Source organism: Streptomyces sp. NPDC052042, from assembly GCF_044548345.1.
Taxonomy (GTDB): domain Bacteria; phylum Actinomycetota; class Actinomycetes; order Streptomycetales; family Streptomycetaceae; genus Streptomyces.
In genome coordinates, this window is record NZ_JBIUBU010000005.1 from 215,411 (window position 1) to 232,240 (window position 16,830).

Here is a 16,830-nt window from a genome sequence, read left to right on the forward strand (position 1 = left end):
GTGCGCGAACGCCATGCCGATTGTGACCAGCGGGTGGGTGTGATCAACGCGTCGATTGCGGCCACTGGTTCGGTCATGGTCCATGGATGGGGCGTGGTTCGTGGATCGGTGGCGAACGGCGAGTCGGCCGTGACCGGTGGAAACGGCCGGCAGTACCGCATCCGGCATCGGCAATGGTGGTACGTGCGGGGTACGGGGAGAGGAGCGGCCGGCGTCCCGAGGTGCAGGATGGTGGTATGGATCTTCGAATCTTCACCGAGCCCCAGCAAGGGGCCGACTACGACACTCTGCTCACCGTCGCCAAGGCGGCCGAGGACCTCGGCTTCGACGCCTTCTACCGTTCCGATCACTACCTTCGCATGGGCCCCGGCGACGGGCTGCCGGGCCCGACCGACGCGTGGATCACTCTGGCCGGGCTGGCGCGCGAGACCAAGCGAATCCGTCTCGGCACGCTCATGACCGCCGGGACCTTCCGGCTGCCGGGTGTCCTCGCCATCCAGGTCGCTCAGGTCGACCAGATGTCGGGCGGCCGAGTCGAGCTCGGACTCGGCGCGGGCTGGTTCGAGGAGGAGCACCGGGCCTATGGCATTCCGTTCCCCAAGGAGAAGTTCGGCAGGCTGGAGGAGCAACTGGAGATCGTCACCGGCCTGTGGTCGACCGAGATCGGTGAGACGTTCAGCTTCGACGGCACGTACTACCAGCTGACCGACTCGCCCGCGCTGCCCAAGCCCGCACAGGCCAAGGTGCCGATCCTGATCGGCGGGCACGGGGCGAAGCGCACCCCGAGGCTGGCCGCTCGGTACGCGGACGAGTTCAACATCCCCTTCGCGTCGCTGGAGGACAGCGAGAAGCAGTTCGGCCGGGTCCGGGAAGCGGCTCAGGCGGTCGGCCGCGCGCCCGACGATCTGGTGTACTCCAACGCCCTCGTCGTCTGTGTCGGCAAGAACGACGCGGAAGTGGCGCGTCGCGCTTCCGCGATCGGCCGTGAGGTCGAGGAGTTGAAGGCCAACGGACTCGCGGGCTCGCCCGCCGAGGTCGTCGACAAGATCGGCCGGTACGGCGCGATCGGATCGTCCCGCATCTACCTCCAGGTCCTGGACCTGGACGATCTGGAGCATCTGGAGCTGATCTCGTCCCAGGTCCAGTCCCGGCTCGGCTGAACGGGCCGCCGCCCACGCCGTCCGATCGGGGAACGGCCCGGGCGCTCTCCAGCAGGAGGCCGCTCGGCACCGGAGGGTCCGGGACGCCGACCGGGACCGGACCCCGGGATCGGCTCGGGGGTTCGGCCCGGCCTCGATCTGCCGGGGCGGCCCGGGGCGAGGGGCCCGGCCCGGGCCGCCCTCAAGACCCAGGGTGGTCGAGGCGCGTCGTGGCTCATGAAGGAGGCAACCTTGCAATCCGTCCGACGTCCGGTCGAGGGCGCGTCCGCCCGCGGTCTCGGTCATGCGCTTTCCCAGGGAGTGGTCCTGCTCGACGGGGGTCTTTCCAATCAACTGGAGGCGCAGGGGTGCGACCTGTCCGATGCCCTGTGGTCGGCCCGCTCGCTGGCTGACGAGCCGGAGCAGATCGTCGCGGCGCACACGGCCTATGCGCGGGCGGGCGCGCAGGTGCTCATCACGGCGAGCTACCAGGCGACCTTCGAGGGGTTCGGGCGACGAGGGATCGGGCGGGCCGGGGCGGCGGAGCTCTTCGCCCGCAGCGTCCGGCTGGCGAGGCGGGCCGCGGAGGGAGCGGAGCGGGAGATATGGGTCGCCGCCTCGATCGGCCCGTACGGCGCGATGCTGGCGGACGGCAGTGAGTACCGGGGCCGATACGGGCTCTCGGTCCGGGAGCTGGAGCGGTTCCACCGGCCCCGGATCGAGGCACTCGCCGAGGCGGGGCCCGACGTGCTGGCGCTGGAGACGGTGCCGGACGTCGACGAGGCCGAGGCGATGCTCCGGGCGATCGAGGGATGCGGGCTGCCCGCCTGGCTCTCGTACAGCGTCGCGGGGGACCGGACCAGGGCGGGACAGCCGCTGGAGACGGCCTTCGCGGTGGCAGCGGGGTGCGATCAGGTGCTCGCCGTGGGGGTGAACTGCTGCGATCCGGCGGATGCGGACCGGGCGGTGCGGGTGGCGGCCGAGACGGCGGGGAAGCCGGTCGTCGTCTATCCCAACAGCGGCGAGCGGTGGGACACCCGGGGCGCGGCGTGGGCGGGCGGCGTCACGTTCGATCCCGGCACGGCACGGTCCTGGCGGGACGCGGGCGCGCGGCTGGTGGGCGGGTGCTGCCGGATCGGACCGGACACCGTCACGGAGCTGGCCGAGGTGCTCGGTGTCGGCGCCGGGCGTGCGGAAGGGAGGGGTGACCAGGAAGTACGGCGGGAGCAAGGCACTTGAAAATGCTTGGTGGTGGGTGAGTGGACCGGACCATAATCGGACGTGTGTTCTTGACGATCAGTACCACCGGCGACCCGGAACGTCCCGCGACCGACCTCGGCTTTCTGCTGCACAAGCATCCCGACAAGGCACAGGCGTTCTCCACCTCTCACGGCACGGCACACGTCTTCTATCCCGAGGCGTCCGCCGAGCGCTGCACGGCGGCGCTCCTGCTGGAGGTGGATCCCGTGGCACTGGTGCGTCGAGGCAAGGGCAAGGGAAGGGGCGGCGCCCCCGACGCGGCACTCGCACAGTACGTCAACGACCGTCCGTACGCGGCGTCCTCGCTGCTCTCCGTGGCGATGAGCACAGTCTTCAAGACCGCGCTGAAGGGGGCGTGCCAGGCGCTGCCCGAGCGCGCCCGGACGCCGCTCCCCCTGCGGATCGAGGTGCCCGCGCTGCCGGCGCGCGGCGGATCGGAACTGGTGCGCGCACTTTTCGGGCCGCTCGGCTGGACGAGGGTGGACGCGGTGGCCATACCGCTGGACGAGCGATTCCCGGAGTGGGGGGACTCGCGGTACGTCCGGCTTGCGCTGGAGGGCGAGTTGAGGCTCGCGGACGCGTTGCGACAGTTGTACGTCCTGCTCCCGGTGCTCGACGACGCCAAGCACTACTGGGTCGCACCGGACGAGGTGGACAAGCTGCTGCGGGCGGGAGAGGGCTGGCTGGCCACGCACCCCGAGCGGAAACTGATCACGAGCCGCTATCTGTCCCGGCGGTGGGACCTGTCGCGGCAGGCGGCACAGCGGCTCGAACTGGTGCGGCTCGCAGAGTCGGACGACCTCGACGTCGAGAACGTCGACAACGCCGTGGACGAGACCGAGGACACCGAGGAGAAGCCGGTGCCACTGGCCGAGCAGCGGCGCACCGCGATTCTGGACGCGCTGCGCGCGGCCGACGCGCGCCGGGTGCTCGACCTCGGCTGCGGCCAGGGACAGTTGGTGCAGGCGCTGCTCAAGGACACCGCGTTCACACAGATCGTCGGCGTGGACGTCTCCATGCGCGCCCTGACCGTCGCCGCGCGACGGCTCAAGCTGGACCGGATGGGTGAGCGGCAGGCCGCGCGGATCACGCTCCGGCAGAGTTCGCTCACCTACACCGACAAACAGCTGAAGGGCTATGACGCGGCCGTGCTCAGCGAGGTCGTCGAACACCTCGACCTGCCGAGGCTGCCCGCGCTGGAGTACGCGGTGTTCGGTTCGGCCCGCCCTCGGACCGTGCTCGTGACGACGCCGAACGCCGAGTACAACGTCCGCTGGGAGACCCTGCCGGCCGGACACATGCGTCATGGCGACCACCGGTTCGAATGGACCAGGGCCGAGTTCCGCGCATGGGCCCGGAACGTGGCCGAGCGGCATGGATACCGCGTCGAGTTCCGCCCCGTGGGGCCCGATGACCCGGAGGTCGGGCCGCCCACGCAGATGGCCCTGTTCACGATGACCGCCGCCGACGACACCGGGCGCCGGGCCAGAGGCCGGGCCGCCGACACCCAGGGGAGCGCGTCCGGGAACGGATCCGCGCACCGGACCGAGACGGAGGGAGAAGCCGCATGACCAGCACGTCCCGCGCCCTGCCCGTGACCGACCTCTCCCTCGTGGTCCTCATCGGAGCCAGCGGCTCCGGCAAGTCCACCTTCGCCCGCAGGCACTTCAAGCCGACACAGGTCGTCTCCTCGGACTTCTGCCGAGGTCTCGTCGCCGACGACGAGAACGACCAGAGTGCCAGTCGGGACGCCTTCGACGTCCTGCACACGATCGTCGGCAAGCGGCTCGCCGCCGGCCGGCTGACCGTGGTGGACGCCACCAATGTCCAGGCCGAGGGCCGCGGACAGCTCGTCCGGTTGGCCCGGAGCCACGACGTGCTGCCCATCGCGATCGTCCTCGACCTGCCCGAGGAGGTCTGCCTCGCCCGCAACGCGGCCCGCCCCGACCGGGCCGACATGCCGCGCCGCGTCATCCAGCGCCACCGCCGCGAACTGCGGCGCTCGCTGCGCGGCCTGGAACGCGAGGGCTTCCGCAAGGTGCACGTCCTGCGCACCGAGGAGGAGGTCGAGCGCGCCGAAGTCGTGCTGGAACGCCGCTACAACGATCTGCGCCACCTCACCGGTCCCTTCGACATCATCGGCGACGTCCACGGCTGCCGTTCCGAGCTGGAGGCGCTGCTCGCCGAGCTCGGCTACGTCGACGGCGCGCACCCGGACGGGCGCACGGCCGTCTTCGTCGGCGACCTGGTGGACCGTGGCCCCGACAGCCCCGGTGTCCTGCGCCGCGTCATGTCCATGGTGTCGGCGGGCAACGCCCTGTGCGTACCGGGCAACCACGAGAACAAGCTCGGCCGGTACCTCAAGGGCCGCAAGGTCCAGCACACCCATGGACTCGCCGAGACCATCGAGCAGCTGGAGCGCGAGGACGAGAGGGACCCGGCGTTCCGGGAGCGGGTGCGGGAGTTCATCGACGGGCTCGTCAGCCACTACGTGCTCGACGGGGGCGCACTCGTCGTCTGTCACGCCGGGCTGCCCGAGAAGTACCACGGGCGCACCTCCGGCCGGGTCCGCTCGCACGCGCTGTACGGGGACACCACCGGCGAGACCGACGAGTTCGGCCTGCCCGTGCGCTATCCGTGGGCGGAGGAGTACCGGGGCCGAGCCGCCGTGGTGTACGGCCACACCCCGGTGCCCCACACCTCCTGGGTCAACAACACCATCTGCCTGGACACGGGCGTGGTCTTCGGCGGGAAGATGACCGCGCTGCGGTGGCCGGAGCGCGAGATCGTCGACGTCCCGGCCGAGCAGGTCTGGTACGAGCCGGTCAAGCCGTTGACCACCGAGGCGCCGGGCGGCCGGGAGGGCCGGCCGCTGGACCTCGCCGATGTGCACGGCCGCCGGATCGTGGAGACCCGGTACCTGGGCCGGGTCGCGGTCCGTGAGGAGAACGCCGCGGCGGCGCTGGAGGTCATGAGCCGGTTCGCCGTCGCCCCCCAGCTGCTCGGCTACCTCCCCCCGACCATGGCGCCCACGGCCACCTCGCGCGAGGACGGCTATCTGGAGCACCCGGCCGAGGCGTTCGCCCAGTACCGGGCGGACGGTGTCGCCCGCGTGGTGTGCGAGGAGAAGCACATGGGCTCCCGCGCGGTGGCCCTGGTCTGCCGGGACGCGGACACCGCCCGCGAGCGCTTCGGTGTGGGGGACGCCACCCGCGCCCCCGGCGGCGCGGACGGCCCGACCGGTGCGCTGTACACCCGTACCGGGCGCCCGTTCTTCGGCGACGCCGCGTTCACCGAGGCGGTTCTCGACAGGCTGCGTACCGCCGTCACCGCCGCCGGGCTCTGGGAGGAGTGGGGCACCAACTGGGTGCTGCTCGACGCCGAGCTGATGCCGTGGTCCCTCAAGGCGTCCGGGCTGCTGCGCTCGCAGTACGCCTCCGTCGGCGCCGCGTCGGGCGCCGCCCTGCCCGCGGCGGGCGCGGCTCTGGCGGCAGCGGCGGCGCGCGGAGTGGACGTGACCGCCCTCGCCGACCGCCGGCGCGCGCGGTCCGAGGACGCGGCCGCGTTCACCGAGGCGTACCGCCGCTACTGCTGGAGCACCCAGGGCCTGGACGGGGTCCGGTTCGCGCCGTTCCAGGTGCTCGCCGTGGAGGGTCGCTCACTGGCCGCGGTGCCGCACGACGAGCAGCTGGCCTGGATCGACCGGATGGTCGAGCACGATCCGACGGGACTCTTCCAGGTCACCCGGCGGATCGTCGTCGACACGGGTGACGAGGCATCGGTGCGTGCCGGGACCGACTGGTGGCTGGAGCTGACCGGGAACGGCGGTGAGGGCATGGTCGTCAAACCGCTCGCCGCGCTCGTGCGGGACGGCCGCGGACGGCTCGTCCTGCCCGGGCTCAAGGTACGCGGTCGGGAATACCTCCGGATCATCTACGGACCCGAGTACACCCGCCCGGAGAACCTGGAGCGGCTGCGCGGCCGGTTCCTCGGCCACAAGCGCTCGCTGGCGCAGCGGGAGTACGCGCTCGGGCTCGAAGCGCTGGACCGGCTGGCCGACGGGGAGCCGCTGTGGCGGGTCCACGAAGCGGTGTTCGCGGTACTGGCCCTGGAGTCGGAGCCGGTCGACCCCCGCCTCTGAGGCCCCGCCCGGCGCCGGTGCCGGGACGGACACGGGCCGCCGGTCACGGCGCTCGCGTCCGTCCTGGTCCAGCGGGCCGGCGCACCGCGCGGGCCGTCGCGCCCGCGCCGGCGGACGGCGCGCGCCACGAAGACGGGAAACCCGCTGGCGATTCGCCGGGTGAACGATCCTCCGCGCGGTGAGGATGGAGGCATGGGATTCCACGTCGACTCCGAGACCGGGCGGCTGCGCCGCGTCATCGTGCACCGTCCGGATCTGGAACTGAAGCGGCTCACACCCGACAACAAGAACGCGCTGCTGTTCGACGACGTGCTCTGGGTCCGCCGGGCCCGCCAGGAGCACGACGGCTTCGCGGACGTGCTGCGCGACCGCGGGGTGGAGGTGCACCTCTTCGGTGATCTGCTGCGTGAGTCGTTGGAGATCCCGGTGGCCAGGCGGCTCGTCCTGGACCGGGTCTTCGACGAGAAGGAGTACGGACCGCTCGCCACCGAGCACCTCCGGGCGTCCTTCGAGGACTTGCCTGCCTCGGAGCTGGCGCTGGCGCTGGTCGGCGGGATGACCAAGCGGGAGTTCCTGGAGCGGCATGCCGAGCCGACCTCTGTCCGCTTCCACGTCATGGACCTCGACGACTTCCTGCTCGACCCGCTGCCGAACCACCTCTTCACCCGGGACACCTCCGCCTGGATATACGACGGGGTGTCCATCAACGCGATGCGCTGGCCGGCCCGGCAGCGCGAGACCGTCCACTTCGAGGCGATCTACCGTCATCATCCGCTCTTCACCGGCCCCGACGCGGGTGCCTTCCACCGCTGGTCGCAGGGGCAGGACGACTATCCCTCCACCATCGAGGGCGGTGACGTCCTGGTCATCGGGAACGGTGCCGTGCTCATCGGGATAAGCGAACGCACCACCCCGCAGGCCGTCGAGATGCTGGCCCGCGGGCTGTTCGACGCGGGCTCGGCGCGCACGATCGTGGCGCTCGACATGCCCAAGCGCCGGGCGTTCATGCATCTGGACACGGTCATGACCATGGTCGACGGCGACACCTTCACGAAGTACGCGGGCCTGGGCATGCTGCGTTCGTACACCATCGAACCGGGCGACGGGCCGAGGGACCTGAAGGTCACCGATCACCCGCCCGAGCAGATGCACCACGCGATCGCGCATGCCCTCGGGCTGGACTCGATCCGGGTCCTCACAGCCGTCCAGGACGTGCACGCCGCCCAGCGCGAGCAGTGGGACGACGGCTGCAACGTGCTCGCCGTCGAACCGGGTGTCGTGGTCGCGTACGAGCGCAACGTCACCACCAACACCCATCTGCGCAAGGAGGGCATCGAGGTCATCGAGATCCCCGGCAGCGAGCTGGGCCGGGGCAGGGGCGGGCCCCGCTGCATGAGCTGCCCCGTGGAGCGCGATGCCGTGCGGTGATGCGGGCGCCCCGGGAGCGACAGTGTTCGGAGCCGGAGCCGGCTCCCTTCGTGCTCCCAGCGGCACTGTATAGCGATGCAAGGCTTCGTATAGACTTTCATGGTCGCTGAATGTTCGATCGCCGCCTCACCCAGGAGCTGTCCCATGGCCATAGACCTCGCAGGCCGCCACTTCCTCAAGGAGCTGGACTTCACGGCCGAGGAGTTCCGCGGTCTGATCGATCTCGCGGCCGAGCTCAAGGCCGCGAAGAAGTCGGGTGCCGAGGTGCGGCGGCTGCGTGGCAAGAACATCGCTCTGATCTTCGAGAAGACCTCGACCCGCACCCGCTGCGCCTTCGAGGTGGCGGCCGCCGACCAGGGGGCCTCCACGACCTACCTCGATCCCTCGGGCTCCCAGATGGGACACAAGGAATCGGTGAAGGACACGGCACGCGTCCTCGGTCGCATGTTCGACGGTATCGAGTACCGCGGCGACAGCCAGGCAGCCGTCGAGGAACTGGCCGTCCACGGCGGCGTTCCGGTCTTCAACGGCCTCACCGACGACTGGCACCCGACCCAGATGCTCGCCGACGTGCTCACCATGACCGAGCACAGCAGGAAGCCGCTGGACCGCATCGCCTTCGCCTATCTCGGTGACGCCCGCTTCAACATGGGCAACTCGTACCTGGTCACCGGGGCACTGCTGGGCATGGACGTACGGATCGTCGCGCCGAAGTCGTACTGGCCGGCCGACGAGATCGTCGGCGAGGCCCGCAGGCTGGCCGAAACGAGCGGCGCGACTGTCACCCTCACCGAGGACATCGCCGAAGGCGTCAAGGGAGTGGACTTCGTCGCGACCGACGTCTGGGTCTCCATGGGGGAGCCCAAGGAGGTCTGGGCCGAGCGGATCGAGGCTCTCGCGCCGTACGCCGTGACCATGGACGTCCTGCGGGCCACCGGCAACGCGGACGTGAAGTTCCTGCACTGCCTTCCGGCCTTCCACGACCTCGGCACCGCGGTCGGGCGGGAGGTCGCGGCGGCCCATGGGTTGACGGAGCTGGAGGTCACCGACGAGGTCTTCGAGTCCGCCCACTCCATCGTCTTCGACGAGGCCGAGAACCGGATGCACACGATCAAGGCCGTTCTGGTGGCCACGCTGGCGGGCCCGGCGGCCGGGGCCACGGCTTGCGGCGGCTGACCGCATGGTCATGCACCCGATTGGGTGAACATGCGCAGGGGTGACTACTATCGTGCCCCTTGGTGGGGTTCGGGCGCGGACGCTCGAACCCCGCTTTCGTGAGTGCCAGCCCACGGCGCCGCGGCCCCTCCGGCAGCCCCAATCCTGCCGACGGCCGTACCCCGTCCGGCTCCGAAGCCCCGGCGGCCTTCGAAGTTCCACCGGCGCCGGGGCTCCCCACGGGCCCCCGGCGCCGCCCCCCACATGCTCCACCAGAGAAGAGATCGCCCCGTGAGTCCGCTGCGCCCGCCGAACCGTCCGAGCCCGGCCGGTCCGCGCATCAAGAACCCCCTCCAGCTGATCGCCGAATCCGGCGCCGACCTGGAGGGGCACGGCCTCAAGCGCACCATGGGCCTCTTCCAGCTGGTGTGCTTCGGTGTCGGCGCCGTCGTCGGCACCGGCATCTTCGTCGGCCTCTCCGACAGCGTCGCGAAGGCCGGGCCGGCCGTCGTGCTCTCCTTCGTGCTCGCCGCGATCACGTGCGTCTTCACCGCCTTCTCCTTCGCCGAGCTGGGCAGCGCGATCCCGGTGTCCGGCAGCTCGTACTCCTTCGCCTACGCGACCTTCGGTGAACGAGTCGCGTTCCTCGTCGGCTGGTGCCTGCTGCTGGAGTACGGGGTCTCGGTCTCCGCGGTCGCCGTCGGCTGGAGCCAGTACCTCAACGAACTCCTGGACAGCCTGTTCGGCGGGCAACTGCCCGCCGCGCTCTCGGCGGGGCCCGCCGACGGCGGACTGATCAACCTGCCGGCCGTGTTGGTGATCATGATGGCCGCCGCCCTGCTGGTGCGCGGCGTCCGGGAGAGTGCCGGGGCCACCGCCGCGATGGCCGTGCTCAAGATCGGCATTCTGGCCCTGTTCTGCGCGATCGCCTTCACGGCCTTCCGGCACGGAAACCTCACGCCCTTCCTCGCGCACGGGGTGGGCGGGGTCACCGCGGGCGCGTCGCTGGCCTTCTTCTCGTACATCGGCTTCGACGCCATCACCACCGCAGGCGAGGAGGTCAGAAACCCGCGCCGGAACATCCCGATCGCGATCATGGTCTGCATCGGCCTGGTGACTGTGCTCTACTGCGCCGTCGCGCTCGCCGCCATCGGCGCGCTCGGCCCGCGGGACGTCGCCGGCAGGCCAGCCGCGCTCTCGATCGTCGTCGACCAGGTCACCGGATCGTCCGCCGGGGGCGCGGTCATCGCGTTCGGGGCGGTCGTCGCGATCGCCTCCGTCGTGCTCACGGTGATGTACGGCCAGACCCGCATCCTGATGTCGATGTCCCGCGACGGCCTGATCCCGCGCGTCTTCGAGCGGGTCTCCGCGCGCACCTCGACGCCGGTCGCCAACACCTGGGTCACGGCGGTGGTCTTCGCGGTCCCGGCGGCCTTCTCGTCGCTCGACGTGGTGGTGAACCTGACCACCATCGGCACCCTCGGCATCATGGTCGTGGTGAACCTCGCGGTGATCATGCTGCGCCGCCGCAACCCCGAGGTGCGCGGGTCGTTCCGAGTGCCGCTGTATCCCCTGAGCCCCGTTCTGGGCGTCGGTTTCTGCCTCTACCTCATGTACGGGACGGGCTGGGCGACCTGGGTCCAGTTCGCCGTGTTCCTGCTGGTCGGCGCGGTGGTGTACGCCTGCTACGGGCGTAGCCGCTCCCGGCTTGCCGCGTCGCAGGCCCGGTAGGGGCCGGGCGGCTCCCCGGGCGGCGCCCGGGTGTTGAGGTCAGTCGCGGGGCGCCGCCTGGGACGGCAGCGTGAACCACACGGCCTTGCCGTGCTCCGTCGTGCGGTGACCGCAGGAGGCGCTGAGCGTGCGGATGAGCAGCAGGCCCCGGCCGTGCTCCTGCCAGGGGTCCGGTTCGCGGCCGGGCATGGGACGGGAGAGGTCGCCGGGAGGCGTGGGGTCGCGGTCGTGCACCTCCACCTGGCAGCCGGTCGGGTAGAGCTCCACCACCAGTTCGATGGGCTCGTCGCCGCGGGTGTGCTCCACCGCATTGGCGACCAGTTCGGCGGTGAGGAGTTCGGCGGTCTCGGAGTCGGCTGCCGCCTCGATGTCCGCCAGTGCCGTACGGATCAGCGCTCGGGCGACCGGAACGGCCACCGTCGTGTGCGGCAGGGCGACCCGCCAGGAGGCGGGGAAGGGGGCATCGGGTGGCACGGCAGCGTTTCCGTTCCGGAGTCGGGGACTCCCTGTCGGGTGACTCTCTTGAGGTCAATAACTTCTGAACTTCAACCTTACGAAGCGCAACAACTCGGACAAGGGTCCGCCGACCGGTGCGAAGGGGGACGTTCGGCACTACGTTCTCACGCTCCGGCATATCGCTTTCCCATGACGGAAGTCACATATAAGTGATACTTTCGTGGGAAGATGGCGGCCCGACGGCTGAAGCGGAGCCGCCTTCGTGAGCCCGTTTCCCGGCTCCGCCCCCCGAACGGATGAATGGCGTCATCTGTGCCTGACGACGGACGACGGAGTCGCCACCGTCACCCTCGACCGGCCCGAGAGACTCGACGCGCTCACCTTCGGCGCCTGCGTCGATCTGCGTGACCTGCTCGCCGGACTGTCCCGTGAGCGCCGCGTACGCGCCCTGGTGCTCGCGGGGGAGGGGCGCGGCTTCTGCTCGGGCGGCGACGTCGACGAGATCACCGGCGTCCCGCTCGCCCCGTTCAGTCCCCTTCGGGTCCACCGCCGCGCAGGCGGAAACGCTGGAGCTTCCCCGTCGCCGTGCGCGGGAGGGCGGGCACGAACTCGATGACACGCGGGCACTTGTGCGGGGACAGCTCGCCCTTCACATAGGTCAGCAGCTCATCGGACGACAGGCGCGCGCCCGCGCGCGGCACCACGTACGCCACCACGATCCGGCCGCGCAGCTCGTCCGCCTTGCCCACCACCGCGGCCTCCGCCACCCGAGGATGCCGCAGGAGGACGTCCTCGACCTCGGGGCCGGCGATGTTGTAGCCGGAGGAGACGATCATGTCGTCCGCGCGGGCGACGAAGCGGAAGTAGCCGTCAGCGTCCCGCACATAGGTGTCGCCGGTGATGTTCCAGCCGTGCGCCACGTACTCCCGCTGGCGTTCGTCGGCGAGGTAGCGGCAGCCGACCGGCCCGCGCACGGCGAGCAGACCGGGCTGTCCGTCCGGCACCTGCCGCCCTTCGCGGTCCAGCACCCGGGCCTGCCATCCGGGCACCGGAAGACCGGTGGTGCCGGGGCGGACCGCGTCATCGGCGGCGGAGACGAAGATGTGCAGGAGTTCGGTGGCACCGATGCCGTTGATGATGCGCAGCCCCGTCCGCTCGTACCAGGACCACCACGTGGCGGCCGGAAGGTTCTCCCCGGCCGAGACGCAGCGCCGCAGCGCGCTCAGATCGTGCCCGTCCACCTGGTCGAGCATCAGACGGTAGGCGGTCGGAGCGGTGAACAGCACCGATACCCGATGGGCGGCGAGCGCGGGCAGCAGCCGGTCCGGGCCGGACCGTTCGAGCAGCAGCGCGCTGGCACCGGCCCGCAGCGGGAATACGACGAGACCGCCGAGCCCGAAGGTGAAGCCGAGCGGCGGACTGCCCGCGAACACGTCGTCGCGGGTGGGACGCAGTACATGGCGCGAAAACGTGTCCGCGATGGCGAGCACGTCCCGGTGGAAGTGCATGCAGCCCTTGGGACGTCCGGTGGTGCCCGAGGTGAAGGCGATCAGCGCGACGTCGTCCGCCGCCGTGTCCACCGGGGGGTAGGGACCCGCTTCGGCTCTGGCCCCGGCCAGGCGCAGCAGATCGTCCGGCCCACCGCCTCCGTACACCGTGATCCGCAGCCCCGGCACCCTGGCCCGCACCAGGTCGTCGACGGCCCGGACGTCGCACAGCGCATGGCTCACCCGGGCGATCGAGCCGATGGCGGCCAGTTCGGCCGCCCGCTGCCGGTCCAGGACCGTGACGGCGATCGCGCCCGCCTTCAGCACCGCGAGCCAACAGGCCGCCAGATGAAGGGTGGTGGGGCCCCGCAGCATGACCCGGTTGCCGGGGACGACCCCCAGATCGGTGGTCATGACGTGGGCGATCCGGTCCACCCGCTCCCGCAGCTCCCCGTAGCTCCATACCGCGCCGCCGACGCTACGGAAGGCCGGGCGGTCGGAGCCCAGCCGGTCGGCGGTCCGGTCCAGGAGTTCCGTCGCGCAGTTGAGCCGGGCGGGGTAGCGCAGTTCGGGGAGGTCGAAGAGCAGCTCCGGCCACTGGTCCGGGGAAGGAAGGTGTTCGCGGGCGAAGGTGTCGAGGTGCGCTGAGGTCTTCGGGTCCATGACGGATCGCCCCCTTGTCGCCCTTGGAGCGTATCGTTCCGGTGACGGTAGTCAACGGTCCGTGACATGGCGAAGGCAGGCGGAACCGGCGGGGCCGGGCGCACGGACGGGATACGGACATGACGCCCCGCCAGTGCTGTTGGCCGGTGAAGCTTTCCGGCCAACAGCACGGGCCCGGCGGATGAGGGACGGCGGAACGGGGGAGCGGGGGAGTCGGGGGAGCCGGGAGGACGAGAGCAAACGGAGACACGGGTACGCGGATGAGGGGGCAGGCGATACGCGTGTACGCGAAAGGCGAAGGTACGCGGAGACGAGGAATCCAGCGAACGAGAAGCACGCCACAGACGAGACGCGACAGGAGAGACGCCGTGATGACGGCATTCTCGCTCGATCCGGAACAGACCTCTTGGTGCGAGGAGCTGAGAACCCTCGCCGAACCGGCCCCGGGCGCAGGCTCCGATCACGGAGGCCGGCGGCTGACCGGGGAGAAGTGCTGGATCTCCGGCGCCCCGGGGGTCGATTTCCACACCGTCTTCGCCCGCACGACGCGGGGCGCCGGAGCACGCGGAGTCACCGCGTTCCCCGTGCCCGCCGACCGCCCCGGCCTCACCGGCACCGCACTGGACATGCTCGCTCCACGCCCCGTCGGGCCCCTGGTCCTCGACGGTGTGCCCGTCACCGTCGACGATGTGCTCGGCGAACCGGACCGGGGCTTCCGGGTCGCCATGGACACCTTGAACCTCTTCCGCCCCGGCGTGGGCGCGTTCGCCGTCGGCATGGCCCGCGCCGTCCAGCTGCACGGCGCCCGCGCCCTGCGCCGCGGCCACCTCCTCGAACACCACGACCGGGAGGTCCGCGCGCCACGGAACCACGAAGGCGCCAGCGAGGTCCGGCGCACCGTCATCGCCAAGGAGCTGTACGCGAACAGGGAGGCGTCCGCATGAGTCCGGTGCACCGGATCAACCCCACCGAACTGTCGCCCCCGGCGGGGTTCTCGCACGCCGTCGCGGCGACCGGCGGCCAACTCGTCTTCCTGGCCGGGCAGACCGCCCTCGACCCGGGCGGCCGGGTCGTCGGAGGCACGCTCCCCGAGCAGTTCAGCGCGGCGCTCACCAATCTGCTCACCGCCCTGCGGGCGGCGGGCGGCGTTCCGGCGGACCTGGCCCGGGTCACCGTGTACGCCACCGACGTGGCCGAGTACCGCGCCCACACCGTCGAACTGGGCCGGATCTGGCACCGGTTGGCAGGCCGCGACTACCCGGCGATGGCGGTGATCGGGGTGGCGAGTCTCCGGGACGAGCAGGCACTCGTCGAAATCGACGGGGTGGCGGTCCTGCCCTGAGCGCGCCCCCCGCGGATCGTGATCAGGACGAACCGTGAAACCCGCAGAGCGGACGGCGTGAAACCCGCAGAGCGGACCGCACGGGCGTCGGGCGGGCCGGACCGGGGACCGGCGGTCCGGCCCGCCCGCCCCGCGCGACCGGTCCGCCTCGCCCCGCCGCCCCGGCAGCCGCACGGGGCGGCGGGGCGGCGGGACGGGCGGGCGCCGGTCAGTAGGGCTTCACCAGCGCGTGGGCCGCGCCCGGTATGCCGATCCTCAGCAGCTCGTCCTCCTCGGGCGTGGTCTCGCTGCCCGTCTCCTGCTTGAGGACGGCGCGCGACATGGCCTGCACCCACATGGCACGGGGGCGGCGGCGCGCCTCCCAGGCGTCGAGCGCCGCGTCCACATCGGTCTCGGCGTCCAGCGACTGGGCGAGCACCAGCGCGTCCTCGACGGCCATGGCCGCGCCCTGGGCGATGTGCGGGGTGGAGGCGTGCGCGGCGTCACCGGCCAGCACCACCCGGCCGACGTGCCACGGCTCCTCGACCGTCACCTGGGAGATCCGCGAATACACTACCGAGGCCGGGTCGGTGATCGCGGCCAGCGCCTCGGCGACCGGACCGGAGAACATCGTCAGCCGCTCGGCGAGTTGCTCGTGGGCCCGCTCCGGGTCCGGCCGGAAGTCCTCGGCCTCCGCGAACACCGCGCCCAGGTACATCAGGTCATCGGTGATCGGGGTCAGCAGCGCCTTGGCCTCCTTGCCCGCGGTGCCCATTACCACCCCTTGGACCCGGGGCTGCCGGGGCACGGTCACCCGCCAGTTGGCGAAGCCGGTGTACTCGGGGGTGTAACGGTTCCCGTACAGCCGGGTGCGCAACGGCGAACCGATGCCGTCGAAGCCGACGACCAGGTCCCAGCGGCCGGTGGAGCCGTCGGAAAGGGTGACGTCCACACCGGCGCCGTCGTCGGTCAGTTCGGTGATGGTGGTGCCGAAACGGATCGCGGCACCCGCGGCGACCGCGGCGGCGTTGAGCACCCGGGCCAGGGCCGGGCGCGGAATGCCGTTGTTTGAGGGGGCGTCGTCCATCCGCGGCTGGGGTATCTCGGCGAGCGTTCCGCCGGCCGGGTCGACGATGGTGAGGGTCTCCCACTCGAAACCCGCCTCGAGGCAGTCGTCCAGGACGCCGATCTCGCGCATCACGTGCAGGGCGTTGGACGGCTGGATGATGCCGACCCCCAGTGCCTCCACTTCGTCGCGGACTTCTGCGACTTCGACGGTGTGGCCGCATCGGCCCAGCGCGGTGGCGAGCGTGAGCCCGCCGATGCCGCCGCCGTGGACGAGGACACGCAGGGGTGATGCCATCTCAGGTTTCTCCAGAACGCGAAGGACAGGACGAAGGGCGGGACGAGGGAGGGGACGAGGAGGGGGAGACGGGAGGGGCGCGACCGGCCGGCGGGCGCGGCGGCGGCGACCGTCAGGCGGTGCCGGCCGACAGGCCCATCAGATGGTCCACCAGCGCCAGCAGCACGTCCCGGGAGAACGGTCGCTCGCGGACGTCGCCGACCAGCAGGGGCACATGCGGATCAAGGTCGAGCGCGGCCCTGATCTCCTCCGGCGTACGGGTGTTGTGGCCGTGGAAGCAGTTGATCGCCACGACGAACGGGATGTTCCGGCTCTCGTAGAAGTCGATCGAGGCGAAACTCGTCTCCAGCCTGCGGGTGTCGGCGATCACCACCCCGCCCAGCGCCCCGTTCACCAGGTCGTTCCACATGAACCAGAAGCGTTCCTGGCCGGGGGTGCCGAAGAGGTAGACCACCAGCTCCGGACTGACCGTGATCCGGCCGAAGTCCAGCGCCACGGTGGTGGTGTCCTTCTGGTCGACACCGGCCAGGTCGTCGACGCCGACGCTCGCCTGGGTCAGATACTCCTCGGTGCTCAGCGGGGTGACCTCGCTGACGGCGCCGACCATGGTCGTCTTGCCGACGCCGAAGCCCCCGGCGATGAGGATCTTGACGGCGGCGGGAGCCGCCTGACTGATTGTCATGTTG

Annotated in this window: 12 protein-coding genes and 2 pseudogenes; 10 read left to right on the forward strand and 4 right to left on the reverse strand. The window is 71.2% G+C overall.

Annotated features, from left to right (window positions below; translation table 11 throughout):
- Positions 1 to 236: 236 nt before the first annotated feature.
- From ACIHCL_RS12190 to ACIHCL_RS12220, 7 genes are all read left to right on the forward strand, one after another.
- Positions 237 to 1,160, forward strand: a complete 924-nt coding sequence (locus ACIHCL_RS12190) for an LLM class F420-dependent oxidoreductase (protein WP_399860248.1) — start codon at positions 237 to 239, stop codon at positions 1,158 to 1,160.
- A 216-nt stretch (positions 1,161 to 1,376) separates the two neighbouring features.
- Positions 1,377 to 2,378 (forward strand): homocysteine S-methyltransferase, encoded by a 1,002-nt coding sequence (gene mmuM / locus ACIHCL_RS12195; protein ID WP_399860250.1) that lies wholly within the window; start codon positions 1,377 to 1,379, stop codon positions 2,376 to 2,378.
- 44 nt (positions 2,379 to 2,422) lie between these two features.
- Complete coding sequence (locus tag ACIHCL_RS12200) at positions 2,423 to 3,970, forward strand: 3' terminal RNA ribose 2'-O-methyltransferase Hen1 (RefSeq protein ID WP_399860251.1); 1,548 nt, start codon at positions 2,423 to 2,425, stop codon at positions 3,968 to 3,970.
- Positions 3,967 to 6,540, forward strand: coding sequence for a polynucleotide kinase-phosphatase (locus tag ACIHCL_RS12205; RefSeq protein WP_399860253.1), 2,574 nt, complete (start codon positions 3,967 to 3,969; stop codon positions 6,538 to 6,540). Before ACIHCL_RS12200 ends, ACIHCL_RS12205 begins: the two co-directional genes overlap by 4 nt.
- A gap of 192 nt (positions 6,541 to 6,732) precedes the next feature.
- Positions 6,733 to 7,968 carry an arginine deiminase gene (locus tag ACIHCL_RS12210; protein ID WP_399860256.1) on the forward strand — a complete coding sequence of 412 codons (1,236 nt, stop codon included), beginning with the start codon at positions 6,733 to 6,735 and terminating at the stop codon, positions 7,966 to 7,968.
- A gap of 144 nt (positions 7,969 to 8,112) precedes the next feature.
- Positions 8,113 to 9,144 carry an ornithine carbamoyltransferase gene (argF, locus tag ACIHCL_RS12215; RefSeq protein ID WP_399860257.1) on the forward strand — a complete coding sequence of 344 codons (1,032 nt, stop codon included), beginning with the start codon at positions 8,113 to 8,115 and terminating at the stop codon, positions 9,142 to 9,144.
- A 243-nt stretch (positions 9,145 to 9,387) separates the two neighbouring features.
- Positions 9,388 to 10,854 (forward strand): amino acid permease, encoded by a 1,467-nt coding sequence (locus ACIHCL_RS12220; protein WP_399860258.1) that lies wholly within the window; start codon positions 9,388 to 9,390, stop codon positions 10,852 to 10,854.
- A gap of 39 nt (positions 10,855 to 10,893) precedes the next feature.
- Here ACIHCL_RS12220 and ACIHCL_RS12225 read toward each other — a convergent pair whose 3' ends face one another.
- Positions 10,894 to 11,328 carry an ATP-binding protein gene (locus ACIHCL_RS12225; protein WP_399860261.1) on the reverse strand — a complete coding sequence of 145 codons (435 nt, stop codon included), beginning with the start codon at positions 11,326 to 11,328 and terminating at the stop codon, positions 10,894 to 10,896.
- Positions 11,329 to 11,572: 244 nt separating this feature from the next.
- On the opposite strand from ACIHCL_RS12225, the pseudogene ACIHCL_RS12230 reads away from it, so the two are divergent.
- Positions 11,573 to 11,833, forward strand: a pseudogene (locus ACIHCL_RS12230) (enoyl-CoA hydratase/isomerase family protein); the annotation flags it as partial.
- Between the two features lie 4 nt (positions 11,834 to 11,837).
- Here the strand turns inward: ACIHCL_RS12230 and ACIHCL_RS12235 are convergent.
- Complete coding sequence (locus ACIHCL_RS12235; RefSeq protein WP_399860263.1) at positions 11,838 to 13,460, reverse strand: AMP-binding protein; 1,623 nt, start codon at positions 13,458 to 13,460, stop codon at positions 11,838 to 11,840.
- Between the two features lie 320 nt (positions 13,461 to 13,780).
- On the opposite strand from ACIHCL_RS12235, the pseudogene ACIHCL_RS12240 reads away from it, so the two are divergent.
- A pseudogene (locus tag ACIHCL_RS12240) lies at positions 13,781 to 14,404 on the forward strand (acyl-CoA dehydrogenase family protein); the annotation flags it as partial.
- Positions 14,401 to 14,802, forward strand: coding sequence for a RidA family protein (locus tag ACIHCL_RS12245; protein ID WP_399860266.1), 402 nt, complete (start codon positions 14,401 to 14,403; stop codon positions 14,800 to 14,802). The pseudogene ACIHCL_RS12240 and the gene ACIHCL_RS12245, both read left to right, overlap by 4 nt.
- A 208-nt stretch (positions 14,803 to 15,010) precedes the next feature.
- Here ACIHCL_RS12245 and ACIHCL_RS12250 read toward each other — a convergent pair whose 3' ends face one another.
- The gene (locus ACIHCL_RS12250; RefSeq protein WP_399860269.1) at positions 15,011 to 16,144 is read right to left on the reverse strand and encodes an FAD-dependent monooxygenase; all 1,134 of its coding nucleotides are present in this window, start codon (positions 16,142 to 16,144) and stop codon (positions 15,011 to 15,013) included.
- Between the two features lie 112 nt (positions 16,145 to 16,256).
- Positions 16,257 to 16,826 carry a GTP-binding protein gene (locus ACIHCL_RS12255; protein ID WP_399860271.1) on the reverse strand — a complete coding sequence of 190 codons (570 nt, stop codon included), beginning with the start codon at positions 16,824 to 16,826 and terminating at the stop codon, positions 16,257 to 16,259.
- Positions 16,827 to 16,830: the final 4 nt, after the last annotated feature.

Excerpts from the sequence above, each read along its gene's own strand:
- ACIHCL_RS12235 (WP_399860263.1), bottom strand. The coding sequence starts at position 13,460 with ATGGACCCGAAGACCTCAGCGCACCTCGACACCTTCGCCCGCGAACAC.
- ACIHCL_RS12190 (WP_399860248.1), top strand. The coding sequence starts at position 237 with ATGGATCTTCGAATCTTCACCGAGCCCCAGCAAGGGGCCGACTACGAC.
- mmuM (WP_399860250.1), top strand. The coding sequence starts at position 1,377 with ATGAAGGAGGCAACCTTGCAATCCGTCCGACGTCCGGTCGAGGGCGCG.
- ACIHCL_RS12210 (WP_399860256.1), top strand. The coding sequence starts at position 6,733 with ATGGGATTCCACGTCGACTCCGAGACCGGGCGGCTGCGCCGCGTCATC.
- ACIHCL_RS12220 (WP_399860258.1), top strand. The coding sequence starts at position 9,388 with ATGCTCCACCAGAGAAGAGATCGCCCCGTGAGTCCGCTGCGCCCGCCG.
- ACIHCL_RS12255 (WP_399860271.1), bottom strand. The coding sequence starts at position 16,826 with ATGACAATCAGTCAGGCGGCTCCCGCCGCCGTCAAGATCCTCATCGCC.
- ACIHCL_RS12245 (WP_399860266.1), top strand. The coding sequence starts at position 14,401 with ATGAGTCCGGTGCACCGGATCAACCCCACCGAACTGTCGCCCCCGGCG.
- ACIHCL_RS12250 (WP_399860269.1), bottom strand. The coding sequence starts at position 16,144 with ATGGCATCACCCCTGCGTGTCCTCGTCCACGGCGGCGGCATCGGCGGG.
- ACIHCL_RS12205 (WP_399860253.1), top strand. The coding sequence starts at position 3,967 with ATGACCAGCACGTCCCGCGCCCTGCCCGTGACCGACCTCTCCCTCGTG.
- argF (WP_399860257.1), top strand. The coding sequence starts at position 8,113 with ATGGCCATAGACCTCGCAGGCCGCCACTTCCTCAAGGAGCTGGACTTC.